The organism is Thiocapsa sp. (assembly GCF_011390875.1).
GTDB lineage: Bacteria > Pseudomonadota > Gammaproteobacteria > Chromatiales > Chromatiaceae > Thiocapsa.
In genome coordinates this window covers 1-18491 of sequence record NZ_JAABRP010000050.1, presented here as the reverse complement: position 1 = coordinate 18491, position 18491 = coordinate 1, and the positions used below count along the sequence as shown (strand labels likewise).

General features: G+C 61.7%; 18 protein-coding genes. 5 read left to right on the top strand and 13 right to left on the bottom strand.

Going from position 1 to position 18491, the window contains the following annotated elements; all coding sequences use genetic code 11:
* Window positions 1–839 precede the first annotated feature (839 nt).
* From GPT33_RS05830 to GPT33_RS05820, 3 genes are all read left to right on the top strand, one after another.
* Window positions 840–1727 carry a hypothetical protein gene (locus tag GPT33_RS05830; RefSeq protein ID WP_296806376.1) on the top strand — a complete coding sequence of 296 codons (888 nt, stop codon included), beginning with the start codon at window positions 840–842 and terminating at the stop codon, window positions 1725–1727.
* 119 nt (window positions 1728–1846) lie between these two features.
* Complete coding sequence (locus tag GPT33_RS05825) at window positions 1847–2086, top strand: DUF4160 domain-containing protein (protein WP_363929054.1); 240 nt, start codon at window positions 1847–1849, stop codon at window positions 2084–2086.
* A complete protein-coding gene (locus GPT33_RS05820) occupies window positions 2046–2312 on the top strand; it encodes a DUF2442 domain-containing protein (RefSeq protein WP_296806374.1) in 267 nt (88 codons plus the stop codon). Before GPT33_RS05825 ends, GPT33_RS05820 begins: the two co-directional genes overlap by 41 nt.
* Window positions 2313–2379: 67 nt before the next feature.
* On the opposite strand, the gene GPT33_RS05815 is transcribed toward GPT33_RS05820, so the two are convergent.
* The 4 genes from GPT33_RS05815 to gpmI form a co-directional block, all read right to left on the bottom strand.
* The gene (locus tag GPT33_RS05815) at window positions 2380–2637 is read right to left on the bottom strand and encodes a ribbon-helix-helix domain-containing protein (protein WP_296806373.1); all 258 of its coding nucleotides are present in this window, start codon (window positions 2635–2637) and stop codon (window positions 2380–2382) included.
* A 39-nt stretch (window positions 2638–2676) separates the two neighbouring features.
* Window positions 2677–3693, bottom strand: a complete 1017-nt coding sequence (gene sohB / locus GPT33_RS05810; RefSeq protein ID WP_296806372.1) for a protease SohB — start codon at window positions 3691–3693, stop codon at window positions 2677–2679.
* Between the two features lie 397 nt (window positions 3694–4090).
* On the bottom strand, window positions 4091–4930 hold the full coding sequence (locus GPT33_RS05805; protein ID WP_296806371.1) for a thymidylate synthase: 840 nt from the start codon (window positions 4928–4930) through the stop codon (window positions 4091–4093).
* Between the two features lie 3 nt (window positions 4931–4933).
* Window positions 4934–6481 carry a 2,3-bisphosphoglycerate-independent phosphoglycerate mutase gene (gpmI, locus tag GPT33_RS05800; RefSeq protein ID WP_296806370.1) on the bottom strand — a complete coding sequence of 516 codons (1548 nt, stop codon included), beginning with the start codon at window positions 6479–6481 and terminating at the stop codon, window positions 4934–4936.
* A gap of 371 nt (window positions 6482–6852) precedes the next feature.
* On the opposite strand from gpmI, the gene GPT33_RS05795 reads away from it, so the two are divergent.
* Together GPT33_RS05795 and GPT33_RS05790 are read left to right on the top strand one after the other, a co-directional pair.
* A complete protein-coding gene (locus GPT33_RS05795) occupies window positions 6853–8112 on the top strand; it encodes a glucose-1-phosphate adenylyltransferase (protein ID WP_296806369.1) in 1260 nt (419 codons plus the stop codon).
* Window positions 8113–8135: 23 nt separating this feature from the next.
* A complete protein-coding gene (locus GPT33_RS05790; protein WP_296806368.1) occupies window positions 8136–9014 on the top strand; it encodes an SDR family oxidoreductase in 879 nt (292 codons plus the stop codon).
* A gap of 67 nt (window positions 9015–9081) precedes the next feature.
* Here GPT33_RS05790 and GPT33_RS05785 read toward each other — a convergent pair whose 3' ends face one another.
* From GPT33_RS05785 to dsrK, 9 genes are all read right to left on the bottom strand, one after another.
* A complete protein-coding gene (locus GPT33_RS05785) occupies window positions 9082–9291 on the bottom strand; it encodes a DUF2061 domain-containing protein (protein WP_296806367.1) in 210 nt (69 codons plus the stop codon).
* A 123-nt stretch (window positions 9292–9414) separates the two neighbouring features.
* Entirely contained in the window at window positions 9415–10530 is a 1116-nt protein-coding gene (locus GPT33_RS05780; RefSeq protein WP_296806366.1) for a sulfur reduction protein DsrS, read from the bottom strand.
* A gap of 21 nt (window positions 10531–10551) precedes the next feature.
* Window positions 10552–10866, bottom strand: a complete 315-nt coding sequence (locus GPT33_RS05775) for an iron-sulfur cluster assembly accessory protein (RefSeq protein ID WP_296806365.1) — start codon at window positions 10864–10866, stop codon at window positions 10552–10554.
* Between the two features lie 113 nt (window positions 10867–10979).
* Window positions 10980–12362: a cobyrinate a,c-diamide synthase gene (locus GPT33_RS05770; RefSeq protein WP_296806364.1), complete on the bottom strand. Its 1383-nt coding sequence runs from the start codon at window positions 12360–12362 to the stop codon at window positions 10980–10982.
* Between the two features lie 138 nt (window positions 12363–12500).
* Complete coding sequence (gene nrfD, locus GPT33_RS05765; RefSeq protein ID WP_296806363.1) at window positions 12501–13754, bottom strand: NrfD/PsrC family molybdoenzyme membrane anchor subunit; 1254 nt, start codon at window positions 13752–13754, stop codon at window positions 12501–12503.
* Between the two features lie 21 nt (window positions 13755–13775).
* A complete protein-coding gene (gene dsrO / locus GPT33_RS05760) occupies window positions 13776–14576 on the bottom strand; it encodes a sulfate reduction electron transfer complex DsrMKJOP subunit DsrO (RefSeq protein ID WP_296806362.1) in 801 nt (266 codons plus the stop codon).
* Window position 14577: 1 nt separating this feature from the next.
* Window positions 14578–15051, bottom strand: coding sequence for a sulfur reduction protein DsrJ (locus tag GPT33_RS05755; protein WP_296806361.1), 474 nt, complete (start codon window positions 15049–15051; stop codon window positions 14578–14580).
* 17 nt (window positions 15052–15068) lie between these two features.
* Window positions 15069–17033 (bottom strand): NAD(P)-binding protein, encoded by a 1965-nt coding sequence (locus GPT33_RS05750; RefSeq protein ID WP_296806360.1) that lies wholly within the window; start codon window positions 17031–17033, stop codon window positions 15069–15071.
* A 111-nt stretch (window positions 17034–17144) separates the two neighbouring features.
* Window positions 17145–18491, bottom strand: a 1347-nt coding sequence (dsrK, locus tag GPT33_RS05745; RefSeq protein WP_296806359.1) for a sulfate reduction electron transfer complex DsrMKJOP subunit DsrK, incomplete at its 5' end; no start/stop codon positions are given.

Genomic DNA, 18491 nt, shown 5'->3' with positions numbered 1-18491 from the left:
TTATCAGTTACGCACACCAGGTTCAGCCTGAGCTTGGTGCTCGCTGGCGAGATGAATTTCATTCGGTAGGATGGGGATCTTATGTTTGAGTTAGCAAATCTGAGCTAACGAATAAGGTTAGATCGTCCGAGCGCAGCGAGCGACGATCTGAGCCGTTTGTTGGACGAGCCCGGCATCGTGTCGCTGTGGGAGGATAGAAAATAGCTTTTGCGAGGCCGAGGGAGCCCTGGACTCGGATGCCGACCAAGACCTCGCCGCGCGGCGGTTGTGACTCGCCATTGCCGCGAGTTCAGCTGCAGAGACGGCCTGAACGGGCGCTGATACCCGAATTCAGGCCGAGCGCGGGCTTCGGCCCGTGGAAGCCGACATCCGGGGGACGGCGCTCGTCGCGGCGGTGACATCACCGGGATTTCGCTCGCCGCGAGGTTCGGGATGACCGGTGCTCGGGGCGGTTGTGGCGGCAGACCGGTCTGCACGATGACCATGTCGGCCCCGCAGCATGGGCATGCCAGTCGAGGCCGAGGTTTCAGGTGCGCGATCAGGCGTTTCGGCTCGAGTCCGAAGAGCCACTGCAGGACAGCGATGGCGCGCTTGCTGTTGGGATGCAGAAAGCCGAAGTTGCGGGCCCGGCGAAAGCCTTTGGACAAGACATGCACTTAATTCCCGGAAGAAAAAAATTCCCAACAAGTGAATCGGCTGCGACCCAAAAACCGCGGCCGACTCTGTGCCTAGATCCGAGCGCTTCGGGCGCGGTTTTTGGGCGCGCCATTCAAGACATTGGGCTCCCGGATTCTTCGTCGAGCGCCAATTGTTCAGTCACTGTCGTTAGAGAAGGATAAATGGCAACCAGATTTGAAGTGGCGTCGTATGTTGAGCGCGACGGGCAAGAGAAGGTCGCGAGTGCCAAGCCTGAGCACAACTTCAACGATCTTGGTCCAAAGGTGACAGTATGGAATGTAAAGACTGACAAAGGAGCGTGGTGGGTCGTAGAAGGAGAAGGTGTTCCCATGAACCTGTACCCACAAGACGCCTACTATTTTTCCTCGGATGAAGTGTATTCTTTTCACATGGGGCTAATGGCGCGTCTACTTACGCGCGAGGCACACGATCCAGACCGCGTCTTATACTCGATATCCTTTGGGTCGACAAGGTTCGTGGGTGTTCGGCGTAAGCTTCATGTTGCGTCTGAGGCGCTAGCAACCGTCACAGAACCCGAACATGCCCAAGCGATTGGGCTGACTTGTCGTGAGGTCCTGATCGAGTTAGGCAAAGAGGTTCTTCTGGATCGCGAATTACCACCTAATCACGAAGCACCGAAGGACGCCGACTTCAAGAGCCGTTCTCGGCTCAGTATTGAACGCTTGGCTCCTGGTAGCGAGAACAGCGAAATTAGGGACGAAGCGAGGCGGGTTGCAGATGGGGCGTGGAGTTTTTCGTGTCACGTTACCCATTCAACGCATTCGACGCGCCAAGACGCCATAGTATGCATCACTATGACAGCCGCAGTCCTATCAATGTTTGAGCAACTACTTGCGAAGGTAGACCAAGCAGAAGGCGTTTTAGTCTGCCCATCCTGCAAAAGCCGCCAAGTAGACATCATCGATCGCCAAGTGGCAAAAGGTGAACCGAAAGAAACCATTGTCAGTTGCTCCTATTGTGGTTGGTCCGAGCGCGTTGACGTAGAGCGCCCTGCACCTTCCCTGGTGAAGATTAAGGGTGAAGAATGAGGCAGCCTTGTTATTTCTAATGGCCCAACAAGTCGCTGAACCCGACGCCGGAAAGCTTTGCGCTTCGTTATGCAGCAGCAGCGGCGGGGGCTAGCGATTCGTTATGTGCAGAGCAGCATATGAGTCCTACCGTATTCCGAGATAACGGATACAGATTTTTCTTCTTCTCAAGGGAGGAGGAACGAATGCACGTTCATGTCGTGTCCGGCGACGGTGAGGCAAAGTTTTGGTTGGAGCCGGAAATCGAATTGGCGAAGAATCATCGTTATTCGAGAAAACAACTAAAACACATCGAGTCACTGATTGAGGTTCGTTATAATGAGCTCATTAGCGCATGGCGCCAGCACTTCGGCAGTTGAAGTAACCAATATTTCGGTACACGGTGTTTGGATACTTGCTCATGACAAAGAACTATTTATGTCTTACGACGATTTTCCATGGTTTAAGGACCAGACTGTAAAGTCAATCGTAAACGTCGAAGAGCAATCTCCAGGACATTTCTACTGGCCCGATCTCGACGTTGATTTAACGGAGCAGATCATTGAGCATCCAGAACGTTTTCCACTCACGGCAAAAAGCACATAACGAGGCAAATCGATAGCGATGATATGCGTTCCGAATACGACTTCTCTGATGCCTTACAAGGCAAGCATCACCGAGCCTGCCGAGAAGGTACAAATGTCGTGCTTTTGGAGCCTGATGTTGCGCGGGCGTTTCGTGACTCTGGTTCTGTAAATAGGGCACTGCGGTTGCTCATGGAGTTGGCACGCGACCAAACGCCAAAGAGCGCCCAATAATAGGCTCGGCACCGACCTTTTTTCATCCCGCGCTGGGCGAGCAGACTGCGCACGGCAATGGCGGTGTCCTTCGACGCCGTCACCTTCCAGCGCATGGTGTTGCCTTCAATCATGGGCGAGGATTTCCCAAAGGCGCGCCTCGACACGAAGGCTCAGCCCGCGCGGCGCCAAGTTGCAGCGGCGTCCTCCAAGCGCGCTCGGATGCTCGACAGCAGACGCTCGATCGGTTTCTTGCGGGCGCGGTATTTGAGTTTGAGGAGATCCATGTCCTCGGTCGCGGCGAGGAGAAAGTCATCGCTCGTCTGGATGGCATCCACCAGTCCGAGCTCGACGGCGCGCTGGCCGTGCCAATACTCGCCGGTGGCGACACGGTCGAGATCGAGCGCGGGACGATAGGTCGCAACGAACGACTTGAAGAGTGCATGTGTCTCTTCCAACTGCTCGCGCAGCTTTTGGCGACCCTCGTCGGTGTTCTCGCCGAAGATCGTGAGTGTGCGCTTGTACTCGCCGGCGGTGTGCAGCTCGAAGTCGACCCCGTAACGTTCCATTAAGCGATGGAAGTTGGGCAGCTCGGCGAGCACGCCGATCGAGCCGATGACGGCAAAGGGCGCGGCGATGATGCGCTCGGCCACACAGGCCATGAGATAGCCGCCGCTTGCGGCGACCTTGTCGACCGCGACCGTCAGCGGGATCCCCTTCTCACGGATGCGCGCCAGTTGCGATGCGGCCAGCCCGTGATCGCTGACCAGACCGCCGGAGTTGTCCAGACGCACCAAGACCTGATCGCCATCGCGCGCCTCCATCAGGAGCGTCGTCACCAATACCCGCAGCGCGCCGACCTCGCTGGCTCGGATGTCGCCGTTGAACTCGATGACGAAGAGCCGCTTGCGGTCGGCATGTCCTTCCTTCTCGCGGGCCTTCTCTTCTTTGTGCTCGGCCTTGCGATACACCTTGAACGCCTTCTTCGACATCGAGAACGCCTTCAGCGCCGAGCTCAGCTCGCGATAGCGCTGGTTGAGATCGGTGATCTCCAACTGCTCGGAATCGGCGTGCGCACCCTGTCTTAGCCGCAATGCCAGAATCAGCAGCACGCCGATTCCGAGCAGGATCGTGATCGTCTTGGCCAAAAACAGTCCGTACGCGAGCAGGACTTGAATGAGTGACTCCATCAGCGGCAACTCCTCGCCCGGAAATTTCGTGAATGTTGCGCAAGCCCGCGCAACACGGAAGACAGCACACGGAAACCGACAAAACCCCGCCGGACTCCTTCACCAGACCGGCCCCGGTAGAGTGGACGGGCGAGAGCGAAGGCCACTGGTGGACTGCGCTGCGCTTGTCCGGCCTACGGTACCTATCCGCCCTAGGGCGTTTGGACACCCTACAGCGCAAAGTCATCGCAGTGGCCGGCATCATGCGCACCGCCGGCCCCGAGGCTCGACGCTCTCCCGTATCCAACCAACCGACCCCGATTAATAAATCCTGAATCGCGCCGCTCCGCCATCGCAAGGTCACGACAACACTTCACCACGCTCAAGCCGAGCAAACCGCTCCGAGCGCGATTCAGCCTCAGACTGCAATGGGGGCGCGAATCCCCGCCTGCGGCTCATACCCGACAATCTCGATATCCTCGAAACGGTAGTCGAACAGGCTCGGGGGGCGACGCAGCAGTCGCAACTGCGGCAGCGCCCGGGGCTCGCGCCCGAGCTGCTCGAAGACGATCTCGTCCGTGAGGTGATTGCGGTAGAGATGCAGGTCGCCGAAGGTGTGGATGAATTCGCCGACCTCCAGATCGCACTGGTGCCCGATCAGATGGGTCAGCAAGGCGTAGCTGGCAATATTGAAGGGCACTCCGAGAAAGAGATCGGCGCTGCGCTGATAGAGTTGGCAGGAGAGCCGGCCATCGGCCACATAGAACTGAAAGAGGCAGTGACAGGGGGCAAGCGACATACGCCCGGCATGCACGTTGTCGCGCGGGCTCCGTGTCTCGTCCGGCAAATCGGCCGGATTCCAGGCGGAAACCACCAAGCGACGCGAATCGGGTCGGGTCCGAATGGTGGCAACCAGCTCGGCGAGCTGGTCGACGACACGACCGTCCGGACATGCCCAACTGCGCCACTGTGCGCCGTAGATGGGACCAAGATTTCCGTCCTCGGCCGCCCACTCGTCCCAGATCGTCACGCCGCGATCCCGAAGCCACCGGTTGTCCGTCGAGCCGGCCAGGAACCAGAGCAACTCGTGAATCAAGCTCTTGGTATGCACCCGCTTGGTGGTCAGGAGCGGGAAACCCTGCTGTAGATCGAAGCGCACCTGACGACCGAACACCGAGCGCGTGCCCACGCCGGTGCGATCGGCCTTGTCGATGCCGTTGTCGATCACATCGCGCAGCAGATCGAGATAGACGCGCATCCGTCAGACCGTCGCCGGCCCGAGCAGGAGGGAATGTCCATCCATCTGCTCCGGAATGGGGATACCCATTAGATGGAGAATCGTCGGGGCGATGTCCTTGATCCCGCCGCCGACCGACAGTCGCCACGGCACCTCGTCGAGGACGAGACAAGGCACCGGGTAGGTCGTGTGCTGGGTATGGGGATCACCCGTGACCGGATCGACCATCTCGTCGCAGTTGCCGTGGTCGGCGCTGAGGATGACCGAGTAGCCGCACTCGACGGCAACGTCCAGCACGCGACCGACCTCGCGATCCAGCGTCTCGACCGCGGCGATCACTGCCTCGCGCACGGCCGTATGCCCCACCATATCGCCGTTGGCGAAATTCACCACAATGAAGGGAAAGCTGCCGCCGCGAAGCGCTTCGATGACGGCATCCGCCACCCCGGGGGCGCTCATCTCCGGTTTGAGGTCATAGGTGGCGACCTTCGGGGAGGGGATCAGGGTGCGCTCCTCGCCGGGGAAGGGGTCGCCGCGCCCGCCGTTGAAGAAGAAGGTCACGTGAGCGTACTTCTCGGTCTCGGCGCAGTGAAACTGCGCGATGCCGTCGTCGCTCAGGATCTGCCCGAGCGTGGTTTTCGGCGTGTCGGTGTCGAAGGCAAACGGCAGTCCGAACCAGGGGTCGTACTCCATCATGCCGGTGACCTGCACCCGGGTCACACCGCGGCGGTCGAACTTATCGAAATCGCTCTGGTGCAAGGCCGACACCAGCTGTCGCGGACGGTCCTTGCGGAAGTTGATGTGGATCACCTGATCGCCGTCGCGAATCGGCTCGGCGCCTGCGATAACCGTTGGGCGGATGAACTCATCGTCCTCGCCGGCGGCATAGGCCGCCTCGATCGCCTCGCGCGCGCTCGTCGCGTGCCGGCCTTCGCCGTCGACCATGGCGCGCCAGGCCATCTCGGTGCGGTCCCAGCGATTGTCTCGATCCATCGCGTAATAGCGTCCGCTGACGGTGGCGATCCGCCCCCCCGAGGTCTCCAGCGCCTCGTCGAGACACTTGAGATAACTCAGTGCCGAGCGCGGCGGGGTATCCCGACCGTCGGTGAAGACGTGGACCAGCGGGCGCGCACCCTGACGCTTGCACAGCTTGATCAACGCGGCCAGATGACGGACATGGCTATGGACACCGCCGTCGGAGACCAGGCCCATGAGATGAATCGGCCGCCCTTGCGCCGCCGCCGCACGCGCAGCATTCACCAAGGCGTGGTTGTCGAAGAAGCTGCGGTCGTCGATTGCACGATCGATCAGGACCAGATCCTGGAGCACGACACAACCCGAGCCGATGCACATGTGCCCGACCTCGGAGTTACCCATCTGTCCGTCGGGGAGCCCGACCGCCAGCCCGGACGCCTGCAGCGCGGTGTGAGGATAGCTCGAGAAATAGCGATCGAGGTTCGGCGTGTCGGCGAGCGCGACCGCATTATTGGCCTTGGCCGGATTCAAGCCGAAACCGTCAAGGATGATCAAGATGACCGGACGTCCCGGGACCTTCTTCCTCGGTTGACTCATCTCTCGCTTACTCCTCTAACGTCGGGGTTGAACATTGTATACCGAGCGCGCATGGCTTTTTCGGGAAGCAAGGTCCGTCCCGCGGCGTCGGGACAAGTCGCGCCGACGAGGCGCAACGGTCACGACGGCTACGAGGCGCACCGCCGGCCCGGCGTGCGGGGAGCGTACAAGGCCGCAAATAACCCACATGTGCTCGGTACGGGTTTCGGAGGCACGTCTCCCACGCTTCGGACCCATCCGACGGCGTGTCGAACGAACCTGCGATAAACGGGAAAGCTCAGGTCGACGGGTTTATCATTCTCGTGTGGATCCAATGATCGGATCCAGCCATCACAACACAAGCTCCTAATGGCGGGGCAAGCGGAGGAACCATGCAGACCGATCGAATCATCGCTTTCGTCATGGCCGGCGGCCAAGGCTCGCGACTCCAGCCGCTCACGACGGCGCGCTCCAAACCGTCGGTGCCCTTCGGCGCCCGCTACCGCATCGTCGACTTCGTGCTCAGCAACCTGGTCAATTCCCAGATCCAGACCATCTACTTGCTGGTGCAGTACAAGTCACAGTCTCTGATCGAGCATGTACGCAAGGCTTGGACCATCTCGCCCTTGCTGCAGAGTCAGTTCGTGACCGTGGTCCCGCCCCAGATGATGTCCGGGACGCATTGGTTCCAGGGCACGGCGGACGCGGTCAATCAGAATATCGCCCTCATCGAGGAGCATCGGCCTGATCTGGTCGCCGTCTTCGGTGCCGATCATATCTACCGGATGGACATCCGCCAGATGGTCGATTTCCACAAGGCACGCAACTCCGACGTGACGATCGCCGCCTTGCCGGTCCCGCTTGCCGAGGCATCGAGCTTCGGCGTGATCGCCGCGGACGAAGAGGGGCGGATCAACGCCTTCGAGGAGAAGCCGGCGAATCCCTCCCCGCTGCCCGGCGATCCGACCATGGCCTTCGCCTCCATGGGCAACTATATCTTCGACGCGAAGGTCCTGATGCAGGCACTCAAGGAGTGCGAAGCGGCGGGCGAGTCGGACTTCGGACAACATGTCCTGCCTCGGCTGCTCAACACCCACCGACTCTTCGCCTACGATTTTGCGACGAACGTCATACCCGGCGTGCACCCCTACGAGACGCCGGTCTACTGGCGCGACGTCGGCAGCATCGATGCGTACTTCGACGCCCACAAGGACGTCCTGGGGGCCGAGCCGGCCTTCGATATGTTCAACCCCGAGTGGCCGGTCTTCTCCAGCGGCTATCAAGGCCCGGTCGCGCGCGTGCTGGGCGGGGAGCTGCGCAACACGCTCCTGGGTGCGGCGACCATGATCCACGACGGTGCACGCCTGACCAACTCCATCATTCGGCGCGAGACCGTGATCGAGGAGGATGTCGTCCTCGAGGACTGCATCATCATGGATTATGTCCGCGTCTGCCGCGGCGCCCATCTGCGCAATGTCATCGTGGATCGGCACAACGTCATCGAGGCCGGCGATCGCATCGGTTTTGATCCTGCCAAGGATCGGCAACGCTTCCATGTCAGCGCAGGAGGCGTGACCGTGGTTCCGATGGGGCGCGTCAGCTATTTCGCACGCGATACCCGAGGCACCGGGCGCGGCGGCTACTCCGAGTAACGAGCGTCGACCGGAGACCGCGTATGGCCGATGCGAATCGCAGGACCGTTCTCGTCACGGGGGCAAACTCAGGTCTGGGAAAGGCGCTTGCAATCGCCTTCGCCGGTGACGGGATGCGCGTCGGCATGCTGGTCCGTAACCAAGAACGCGGTCGGACAGCCCGAGACGAGATCGTCGCCGCATCCGGAAACAAAGACATCCGTCTTTTCGTCGCGGACCTCGGCTCTCAGCAGGAGGTTCGCCGAGCAGCGGCGGAGATCCTCGACCGTTTCGAGCGGATCCATGTCTTGATCAACAACGCCGGAACCGCCTATGCAAACCGCCGAACCAGCCCCGAGGGCATCGAGCGCTCGCTGGCGGTCAATCATCTCGGCCCGTTCCTGCTCACGAGCCTCCTGCTCGAGCGCATCAAGGACAGCGCGCCCGCGCGCATCGTCAATGTCGGAACCCGCATGGACACCGCGATGGACTTCGACGACCTGGACTGGACGCGCCGCCGCTATCGCATGATGCAGGCCTACGGCCAGTCCAAGCTCGGAAATCTGCACTTCACCTTCGAGCTTTCGCGGCGCCTTGCAGGCACCGGAGTGACCGTCAACTGTGTCTTCCCGGGCATCTTTCGATCGAACCTCGGAGGATCGGACGGCGCACAAGGTGTCTTTTGGAAAGCCGTCGACAGACTGCTCGGCTGGGCCCTGCCGACCCCGGCGCGGGCCGCCGAGCGCGTGCTTTACGCGGCCCGATCAACCGACCTCGACGGCGTGACAGGGCAGTATCTCGACGGCCGTCGGCCCATCAAGGCGCCGTCTCAGGCGGCCGACCCCGCCGCAAATCAGCGACTCTGGGACATGAGCGAGAGACTCGTCGGTCTCTCGCAAGCCTCTGAACAGTCTCACCCTTGAGCCCTGCGGCCGTTTTGCCGGACGGCCCAACCGGGCATCCGAGGATCGAGCCGCGGTGTCGGAACTGTCAGGCGGGCAGCAGACTGCCGGGAGAAGCCTGCACGCGCTTGTGCCGGATGTGCTCCCAGACTTTTTCGTGAAAAAAGTAGACCACCGTGTTGATGGCAGGCTCGACCAGAGCAATCGCCCCTCCGACCAGGAGACTGCCGCTCAACAGGTAGGCCACGCTGAAGGCGACCGTCATATGCAGGATCGCGAACGTCATCGTCTTGGCCATGTGAGTGCTCCTGTTCGAGTGTTGCATAGGAGCATAGCGACGATGCGTCAATCTTCAAAATCGATAGTTATTAACTTATCGATCGTTCTCATCGATCATTTTGGATCCGGCAGGGTTCGCGTATCAGCGTCCTGCAAGACGGCTCAGGCGAGCCTGGAGCGGGTCGATAACGGGGGTCAGCTTCCGGCGCATGAGGCTGCCGAGGACGCTGGGATCAAGCGCGACGGCGCGGATGAGTCCATAGCCGACACCCGATAGGATACGCATGGCGGCGACCTCGGGGGCCATCTCGGGGCAGTCGCGCAGCAGCCGTGCCGTATCCGGATCAGGGCTCGTCGGCGTTGCGTAGCGCTCGGCATCCGCGACCAGCTCCGCGAGCGGAATGTCGGGGTCCCCCTGCGGACGTAGCGCACCGAAGTAATCTCTGAGCACGTCGAAGGTCGCCGTCACCACGTCTTGACTAGGCGGCTTCGACAGCACCGTCGCGACCGTCGCGAGGAAGGTCTGTCCGGACGGCGCGAAGACCCGACGAAGCAGCCCGGAGCATGGGTTTCCTGCCTCGGCAAGCGCCAGGATCGACTCGGGTAGCGGGCGCGCCGCCGCGCCTCCTGACCCCGGCAGGTCGTCAGGAACGGCCTGCAGAAAACCGACAAGATAGACCTGCTTGCGCGCCGCCTTTTTCCAAAGATCGTCGCGCCGCTCGGCGTCGAGGAGACCGGTCTGCAGAATCAGCCTGATCGACTCGGTGATCTTGTCGCTCTCGGTTTCGAACGGGAGGTATTCGATAAGATATTCAACCAAGACCCTGCCCATGGTGCCCGCGACGATCGCCGGATTGCTCAGCATGCGGCGGGCATTCTCCGCGTCTTCCATGGCCCACCAAGCGCGCCGAGCCAGCTCATCCGTGAGTCCCGGCGCGCAGACGGCCGCGACGACGGCCTCCGGCTCGCCGAGCAGGAGCAGTTGCTCGAGGCTCTCGTCGCGCATCTGACCCATGCGGGTCCAGCGGCGCAGATAGATGGGGTAACCGCCGGGCGAGCCCAGGACGTGGCCGGAAATGAGCTCCTTGACGCGACGCAGATACTGATCGGGACGTGCGTTCGGGTTGAGACGAACGGTCGCCTCGCCCTGCGGACCAAGGCCATAGACGATCAGCTTGGATTCGTCGATGCGGATGGCCTGCGGGCGATTGGCCAGCAGGACGTTCAGCCGGAAGCTATCTTCGTTGCTGAGATCCATGACGACTCGCCCCGTCCCCGGTCAGACCTCGGTCGGCGGCTTGTAGTGCGGGTCCTTCGGGTTGAGAAAAATGAAGCGGAACTGACCGGGCTCCATCTCCACGTAGTCCATCGTCGTCTGGTCGAGCAGCGGAACCTGCTCGGGCGTCATGACGATATCCACGCCCTCGCAGGTCATGCGGATATCGTCTTCGGTCGGCTCGTCGAAGCCGATTCGATAGTCGATCGCCCCATCCGGCATTTCAAACGCAGCCAATCTCAATGACATGCCTTCGGTGCCACCTTGCTGCGCGGCCTTGAGCACCTGGTCGGCTGCTGCTGTCGTAAGTTTGAACATCTGAGACCTATTATCCTGTTGAGTAGTCGCTGGAGATGCGTCCGATCGGCTCCGCTCCAAACCCCGGCCGGAGTGAACTGCATCGCTTCAACCTCGGCCGGATCGGCCGCGTTTCAAGCCCCGAGACAGCGCCGGACATGGTCGACGAAGCGCCGCGTCCAGTCGACTCCGCCCACGTCCCTGAGGTGACTGTAACAGGCCAGCAGATGACCTTGAACTATCCCGTCATGGGCGCCGTCGATTCCGACGCCGCGCAGCACATCATAGCCGTACCGCCAATCCGGGTCAGGCGCGACCACCGAGGAATGGTGGAACTCATGTGCGGGGATCTCGCGGGCACCCCCGACGGCCTCGCCCGGCCAAGGAAAATCCGAGGTTTCACGCAGTCGCACATAGCCGCGCCCTTGGGGTCGAGCATGTAATCGGACCTCGGCCTTGAGCGCGCCGACCATTTCATGCCGCTCGCCCTTCCAACCGATCGCCTCGCACAGATACATCAGCCCGCCGCATTCGGCGTAAACAGGGCCTCCGCGAGCAATGAAGTCCGCGATCTGCTCGCGCATCCCCCGATTTGCCTCCAGCTCGGCCATGCGGCACTCGGGGAATCCCCCGCCGATGTAGAGTGCATCGACAGACGGAAGCTCGCGATCGGCAAGGGGGCTGAGCTCGACCAGCTCGGCCCCCGCAGCGGCGAGCGCACGCAAATCATCGGGATAGTAGAACCCAAAGGCGGCGTCACGCGCGATTCCGATGCGCACCGGATCCCCTGCCGGTGCGAGGATCAACGGCGACGGCGCGGGTGACCGCGGGCGCGGCGCACCCTCGGCTATCGCGAGCAGCCGGCTCAGGTCCACCTGCTCGGCAACACGTCCCCGGATGCGGTCGATCCATGCCTCGGCGGCGTCCGCCTCGTTGCTCGGCATCAGGCCTAGGTGGCGCTCGGCAATCTCGATGTCGTCGTCGCGATGCATGACACCCAGCACCGGCAGATCGGTATAGTGTTCAATCGCGGCGATCAGATTGCGCGCATGGCGATTCCCGCCAACCTTATTGAGGATCACGCCGGCGAGATTGAGCTCGCGGTCGAAGGCCTGGTAACCGAGCAGGAGGGGTACGATGCCGCGCCCCATGCCGTGGCAGTTGATCACCAAAACGACCGGTGCCCCCAGGAGCTTGGCGAGCTCGGCGTTGCTGTTGGAGCCTGCGGGATCGATGCTGTCGAAAAGGCCGACATTGCCCTCGATCAGTCCGAAATCTGCCGTGTCGAGCTCTTGGGCGAACGCATCGCGGATCTCCGCGCGCCCCATAGTGTGGAAATCGAGGTTATAGCAGGGGCGTGAGCAGGCCTCGGTCAGCCACAGCGGGTCGATGTAGTCGGGGCCCTTCTTGAAGGGCTGAACGCGCAAGCCCGCGTCGCGCCAAGCACGACACAAACCGATGGAGAGGGTGGTTTTTCCAGACGACTTCTGAGCCGCCGAGATGTAAAGATGCGACATCGACCCTTCACCCGACCTTCGACTGCTTAGGAATTTTGACGGCCGCGCGCATCCGAGAGGTAGCGCGGGCCGATGCGTCCCGGGTGAGATGAAGCCCTGCCGGTTCCGTCCTCGCGGGACGGATCGACCGGTCCGCGATCAGGCTTTGGCGCCTGCCGGACCTTGCTCCACGATTTTTTCCTCGTCGACCGGGAGGACATCGTCCGCGAGCGACTCCGGAAGGAACTGCAGTACCCGCACGCCCACCGACGTGACCAAGAGGGCAATCGCCACACCGCCAAGTCCAAGCAAAACCTCGGGAATCGTCGGACTGTATCGCGACGCCTCGCCTTGGACACCGTCGAAGAAACCGGAAGCCAGGACCGTCTGCCCGGGGAACATCTGCATCGGGTACGCCTGGCTGCCGATGATGATGACGTACATGCTGGCCAATCCGCCGACGATCACCAAGGCGCAGGCAGCCGCGATCCAGTTCTTTTCCTTGCTCAATACCGGGTGATAGATGATTCCGAGGGGCATGAGCCCGCCGACCAGAATCCAACCGACCCAGAACATGAAGGTGTAGATGCCTCCGTCGAGCAGGAGCCAACCGACCAGGTCGTGGTTCTTAGCCCCGTAGAGCTTGGTGAGATGGTAGACCAGCGTGAAATAGAAGACGCCCAGAATGAAGATCCCGAGCAGATTCTTGAGACGACAGAGGATGCGCCCGCCGATGGGGCGACCTTCCTCCGCGAAGGTGAACATCAGCACCAGCATGAAAATGGCGAGACCGTAGGCGAAGGACATCACGACGAACATGGGCGCGAGGATGGCCGCGTCATACGCCTGACGTGCGACCAGGAAGCCGAAGATGGCGCCGGTACCCGTCGTCAACGCCAACCGCCAGAAGGTGGCGAAGATCCCGATGGGGCGGTTGTAGGGCTCGCCATGGCGATCCGCCATGCTCCAGAGGTAGGCGATGACGATCGCCATGAATCCCGAGTACAGGAAGATGTTCCAAGCGAAGATCGAGCGGAAGTTATAGGTGGTCATCGCCACAACCAAGCGCTCGGGGCGCCCGAGATCAAGCACCAGCACCAACAGACCGCCCATCAAAAGTGCCGCGGAGAGCAGCCCGGAGAGCCGTCCGAGCGGCTTGTAGAGCGGCTTGCGGAAGACCGTACCGATCGAGGCGATGTTCAGCGCCCCGGACGCTGAAATGATCAAGAAGACGGCGAAGACATGGGGCGTACCCCAAACGACCGAGTTGCTCATCCCGCTGACCCAGTGGCCCTCGTGCTCCATGTAAGCGAAGGCGAGTGCGCCGATCCCGACAACCGAGGCGAGAATCCCGAGGAGGCCCCAATACCGAGCGGGCGGAATGCGCCACTCGCGATAGATGATTCGCTTCATGTCCTGCTCCCCTCGCCGAGGTCAGATTCCGGAATACCGAACGCCCGTGTTCAAGCTCAGATCTTCGCGGATCTGGCGGCTCGCCATCTCGGCGAGATGCTTTCGGATGGTGCTTTCGGGATCTTTGAGGTCACCGAAGACGATCGCCTCGTGCCCGGCCTCGCGACATGCATCGACGCAGGCGGTCGACTCCTCGCCGAAGTCGCGCCGATGTACACAGAGGTTGCAGCTCTCGACACATCCCTTGCCGCGGGGTACACGGGTGAGCTGATCCTCCATCACCTTGTGGATAAAACTCCTTGCCTTGTAGGGGCAGGCCATCATGCAATAGCGACAGCCGATGCAGGTGTGTCGGTCGACCATCACGATGCCGTCGGCGCGCTTGAACGAGGCCCCGGTCGGACAAACGTCGACACAGGGTGGGTGCTCGCAATGCTGGCACATCATCGGGAGATTGGTCACACGTCCGGTCTGGTTGTCCTGGAGCTTGACCTTGCGGATCCAGACCGCCTTCTGATCGTCCCAGTGTTCCTGCGACGCGCCTTCGGGCTTGCTTTGAAGGTTCAGACCGTTCTCCCGGTCGCACGCATCGACGCAGGCCGAACATCCGTCGGCACATTTGGCCGTATCGATCAGCAGGCCCCAGCGTACGTCGCTGGTTACCGCCTCCGAGCGCGGGGCCGCCGTGACCGAATGCAGAACGACCCCGGGCGCGACGACCGCCGCCGTGACACCCGCGGCGACACCCATGAAGGTCCGGCGTCCCGAATCTGCGGGACTCGTGTCGGCTGGACGATCGGTTGGTTCGTGGTGATCTTTCATCTCAGTGGTCTTCCCCATCAGCTCGAGACTGAACCGATCGATCCACACCGACGGCTTGGAAGGCGGCATGCGACGCCAGCTCGGCACCCGGCCCTCTGGGCACGGATGCGTGGCAATCGAAACAGTTCAAGTTGACGGCCGTGAAGGCATGGCAGGCTCCGCAGAACTCGTCCTTTTGGTGAATCGGTGTCGGTGCATGGTCCGCGTCGAAGCGGATGTGACACTCGACACAACCGGCAAGACTGTGTTTGCTGGAGCGGATTCCGCCATGGACCGTCTCGTCGCGCTGGTGCTTGATGAGCTCCATATGCTTGCGGCGCATCACATCGGTCGGCTCGACACAGGACTCCAATGCCGCCGCCTTGGATCCCTCGAGCACGTATGTCTTCGCGTCGGCCGCCAGGACGACTTGGGCGGCCAGCACCCAAGCCAATCCAACGGCGACGAGGCCAGCTCTGACTGCGGCTTTTGCCATCGACGCCTCCACTGTAGTTACTCGCCGAGTCCCATCTTGATGTAGCCGGTCGGGCAGACGTCGGCGCAGATGTGACAGCCGATGCACTTGGCGTAGTCGGTGTCGACATAGCGCCCTGTCGTTCGGCTGTCCTTATCGACCCGGAAGACCGCGTCTTGCGGGCAGAAGATCACGCAGTTGTCGCACTCGAAGCACATGCCGCAGCTCATGCAACGCTTGGCCTCGTCGATCGCCTCGGCCTCGGCGAGGCCGATCACGCGTTCCTTGAAGTGGCCGAGCACGTCATCGGAGCTCGGCACTTCTTCCTTGCGTAGATTGCGGGCGTGGAAGTTGAAGTGGCCGAGGAAGAGTTCTTCGTGCGGGATCACCTCGGCACCCGATCGATCCTCGTAGTTGTGGATCGCGTAGTTTGCACTCGAGGTTCCGCGCATATCGCCGCGCTCGTCGGGGACGAATGCCTCGGGGGCGAGGTTGGCCTCGGTCAACTTCTCGAGCAGATTGAAGTGATGCACATCGACCTTCGGGCGGCGCTTGTGCTCGACCTGGCGGACATACTCGTCGATGGAGTCGACCGCGATGGATGCCTGGCCGATGGCCGTCGTCAGCAGATGCGGGCGGATAATGTCGCCGGCGACGAAGTGACCGGGCTTGTTCGGCACCTGATAGAACTTGTCGGCGTTCATCAAACCGCGCCCGTTGTCGAGCTCCTCGAGGCCGGACAAATCGCCGCCCTGACCGATCGCAGCAACGATCAGGTCGGCCGGGAGGACGCGCTCGGTTCCCTCGACGGGGGTCGGACGGCCGTCGACCATTTGGCAGTCGGCGACGCGCAGCCCGGTCGCCCGACCGTTCTCGCCGAGCATGACCTCGAGCGGCATCACACCGTCCAGAATCGTCACGCCCTCGTGAGTGGCATCGTGCACCTCATGCTCGGAGGCCGTCATCTTATCGCGCGTGAAGAGCGATGTGAGCGTGACCTCGGCCCCTTCGGCAGCGGCGGTCATGGCCGCGTCATGCGCGACATATCCGTCGTGGATGACGGTCTCGGGCAGATCCTTCGGACCGGTCTTGGTGATGTGACCGAGCCGGCGTGCAACCGAAACGACGTCGATCGAGGTGTCGCCGCCGCCGACGCACACGACCTTCTCGGCGGTGATCTTCATGCGGCCCTCGTTGAAGGCCTTCAGGAAGGCGACACCCGAGACGCAGTTGGGAGTGCCCTGCCAACCCGGGACCGGCAATCCGCGACCGCTTTGGCAGCCGATCGCCCAGAGCACGGCGTCGAACTCCTTCTCGAGCTGCTCGACGGTGACATCGATGCCGACCTTGGTCTTCAGGCGGACCTCGATCTGACCCATGTCGAGGATGCGTTGGATCTCGGCGTTGAGCTTGTCGCGCGGCACGCGATACCCCGGGATGCCGTAAAAGAACATCCCGCCGAGCCCGTCGTTGGCCTCGAAGATGGTCGCACCATGCCCTTTGCGGCGCAGCTGGTAGGCCGCTGCAAGACCGGCCGGGCCGCCGCCGATGATGGCGACGCGCTTGCCCGTGTCGGTCGGCGCTGCCTCGAACCGGTAGCCCTTCTCGATGGCGGTATCGCCGATGAATTGCTCGACGGCGTTGATCCCGACGAAGTCCTCCAGGGCGTTGCGATTACATCCGTCCTGACAGGGCGCGGGACAGACGCGTCCCATCATCGAGGGGAAGGGATTGGCGTCCGTCGAACGGCGGAAAGCATACTCATGCCAGTCCATCCCGACCGGAGGCTTCTCCATTCCTCGCACGATCTGCAGCCAGCCGCGAATATCCTCACCCGACGGGCAGCTGCCCTGACACGGCGGTGTCTTGTGGACATAGGTCGGACATTTGTGGGAAGTGTCCTGGACGAAGATCTTATCCGTCCATTTCTCCCACTCGTGCTGACCGTCCTCGAAACGGCGCCAGGAAGGTTTGCTCTTCATTTCGTCGGTTGAAGTCGCCATGTCGATCACTCTCCGTACCGGTTGAACCCTGATGCATCGTCAGGGGGTTCGTATCAGCGTGCAGCTCATGGCCCGCGGAGCCTGCGCCGTTCGGCGCAAGGCTGCCGGGGGTCAAGCAGCTTCGTCTGCCTCGTCTTCGTCGTCCTCGACATCCTGTCCGGTCAGCACGATGGCGTTCGACACCAGCTGGTGCAGACTCACGATCTGGTCCATCTCCATGCCGTAGTAAGGAAGCACCTTCGTGAATTGGCTCTTGCAGATGGCGCAGATTGCAGCCATGTGCGTCACGCCCTTCTCGAGCATCACATTGTTGAGGGCTTCGACACGCGGCTTGGCGCCCTTGACGCGCAGCTCCATCAGGTCGTCGGTCAACAATCCGCCGCCCCCGCCGCAACAGAAGGTGCGGTCGCGGATGGTGTCCTCGTCCATGTCGTAGAAGTGATTGCAGGTCGCCCGGATGATGGCGCGCGGGATCTCGAACTGTCCGCCGGGCGTGTTGCCCATGCGCGAGGCACGGGCAACGTTGCAGCTGTCGTGATAAGTGAGAACCTTGTCGTCGTTCTCGCCCTTATCGAACGTGAGCTTGCCCTCTTGGATCAGGTTGAAGGTGAACTCGCAGATGTGCTGCGGGACCGGATAACGCGGATCCAGGAAGTCCCAGGGGCCGGCCAAGGTGTTCAGGAAGCTGTAGGCGACACGCCAAGCGTGACCGCACTCACCGAAGACGATGCGTTTGACCTTGAGCTGGATCGCGGCCTCGCGAATGCGCTGAGCGACCCGCCGCATGTTGTCGTACGAGCCGATGAACATGCCGAAGTTAGCCGCTTCGGACGCATGCGAGCTCAGCGTCCAGGTCACACCGGCCTCGTGAAAGACCTTGCCGTAGCCGATCAAGCCGTCGACATGGGGCTCCGCAAAGAAATCGGCCGAGGGCGTGACGAGAAGGATCTCGGCGCCGACCTCATCGATCGGGTAGCGCACGGCGACGCCGGTATCGTCCAGGACGTCTTCTTCGAGACCTTCCAGGGTGTCGCGCAACGCCGGCCCGGGTAATCCCAGATTGTTGCCGATCGTATAGACCTTGCCGATGATCTCGTTGCAGTACTTCTGACCCACACCGATGCTGTCCATGATCTCGCGCGCCGCCATGGAGATCTCGGCCGTGTCGATGCCGTAAGGGCAGAAGACCGAGCAGCGCCGACATTGCGAGCACTGGTGATAATAGCTATACCAATCGTCGAGCACTTCTTTGGTGAAGTCCTCGGCCCCGACGAGTTTCGGAAACAGCTTTCCGGCCAGGGTGAAGTAGCGCCGGTAGACCTTGCGCATCAGGTCCTGCCGACCCACCGGCATGTTCTTCGGATCCTTGGTGCCCAGGTAGTAATGACACTTATCTGTGCAGGAGCCGCATTTGACGCAGGAATCCAGATAGACCCGCAAGGAGCGATACTTTCCGAG

Bases quoted from the DNA above. Each gene is read 5' to 3' on its own strand.
- GPT33_RS05825 (WP_363929054.1), top strand. From the start codon at position 1,847: ATGAGTCCTACCGTATTCCGAGATAACGGATACAGATTTTTCTTCTTC.
- nrfD (WP_296806363.1), bottom strand. From the start codon at position 13,754: ATGAAGCGAATCATCTATCGCGAGTGGCGCATTCCGCCCGCTCGGTAT.
- sohB (WP_296806372.1), bottom strand. From the start codon at position 3,693: ATGGAGTCACTCATTCAAGTCCTGCTCGCGTACGGACTGTTTTTGGCC.
- GPT33_RS05830 (WP_296806376.1), top strand. From the start codon at position 840: ATGGCAACCAGATTTGAAGTGGCGTCGTATGTTGAGCGCGACGGGCAA.
- GPT33_RS05750 (WP_296806360.1), bottom strand. From the start codon at position 17,033: ATGGCGACTTCAACCGACGAAATGAAGAGCAAACCTTCCTGGCGCCGT.
- GPT33_RS05780 (WP_296806366.1), bottom strand. From the start codon at position 10,530: ATGGATCTCAGCAACGAAGATAGCTTCCGGCTGAACGTCCTGCTGGCC.
- GPT33_RS05805 (WP_296806371.1), bottom strand. From the start codon at position 4,930: ATGCGCGTCTATCTCGATCTGCTGCGCGATGTGATCGACAACGGCATC.
- gpmI (WP_296806370.1), bottom strand. From the start codon at position 6,481: ATGAGTCAACCGAGGAAGAAGGTCCCGGGACGTCCGGTCATCTTGATC.
- GPT33_RS05795 (WP_296806369.1), top strand. From the start codon at position 6,853: ATGCAGACCGATCGAATCATCGCTTTCGTCATGGCCGGCGGCCAAGGC.
- GPT33_RS05815 (WP_296806373.1), bottom strand. From the start codon at position 2,637: ATGATTGAAGGCAACACCATGCGCTGGAAGGTGACGGCGTCGAAGGAC.
- dsrO (WP_296806362.1), bottom strand. From the start codon at position 14,576: ATGAAAGATCACCACGAACCAACCGATCGTCCAGCCGACACGAGTCCC.
- GPT33_RS05785 (WP_296806367.1), bottom strand. From the start codon at position 9,291: ATGGCCAAGACGATGACGTTCGCGATCCTGCATATGACGGTCGCCTTC.
- GPT33_RS05755 (WP_296806361.1), bottom strand. From the start codon at position 15,051: ATGGCAAAAGCCGCAGTCAGAGCTGGCCTCGTCGCCGTTGGATTGGCT.
- GPT33_RS05770 (WP_296806364.1), bottom strand. From the start codon at position 12,362: ATGTCGCATCTTTACATCTCGGCGGCTCAGAAGTCGTCTGGAAAAACC.
- GPT33_RS05790 (WP_296806368.1), top strand. From the start codon at position 8,136: ATGGCCGATGCGAATCGCAGGACCGTTCTCGTCACGGGGGCAAACTCA.
- GPT33_RS05775 (WP_296806365.1), bottom strand. From the start codon at position 10,866: ATGTTCAAACTTACGACAGCAGCAGCCGACCAGGTGCTCAAGGCCGCG.
- GPT33_RS05820 (WP_296806374.1), top strand. From the start codon at position 2,046: ATGAGCTCATTAGCGCATGGCGCCAGCACTTCGGCAGTTGAAGTAACC.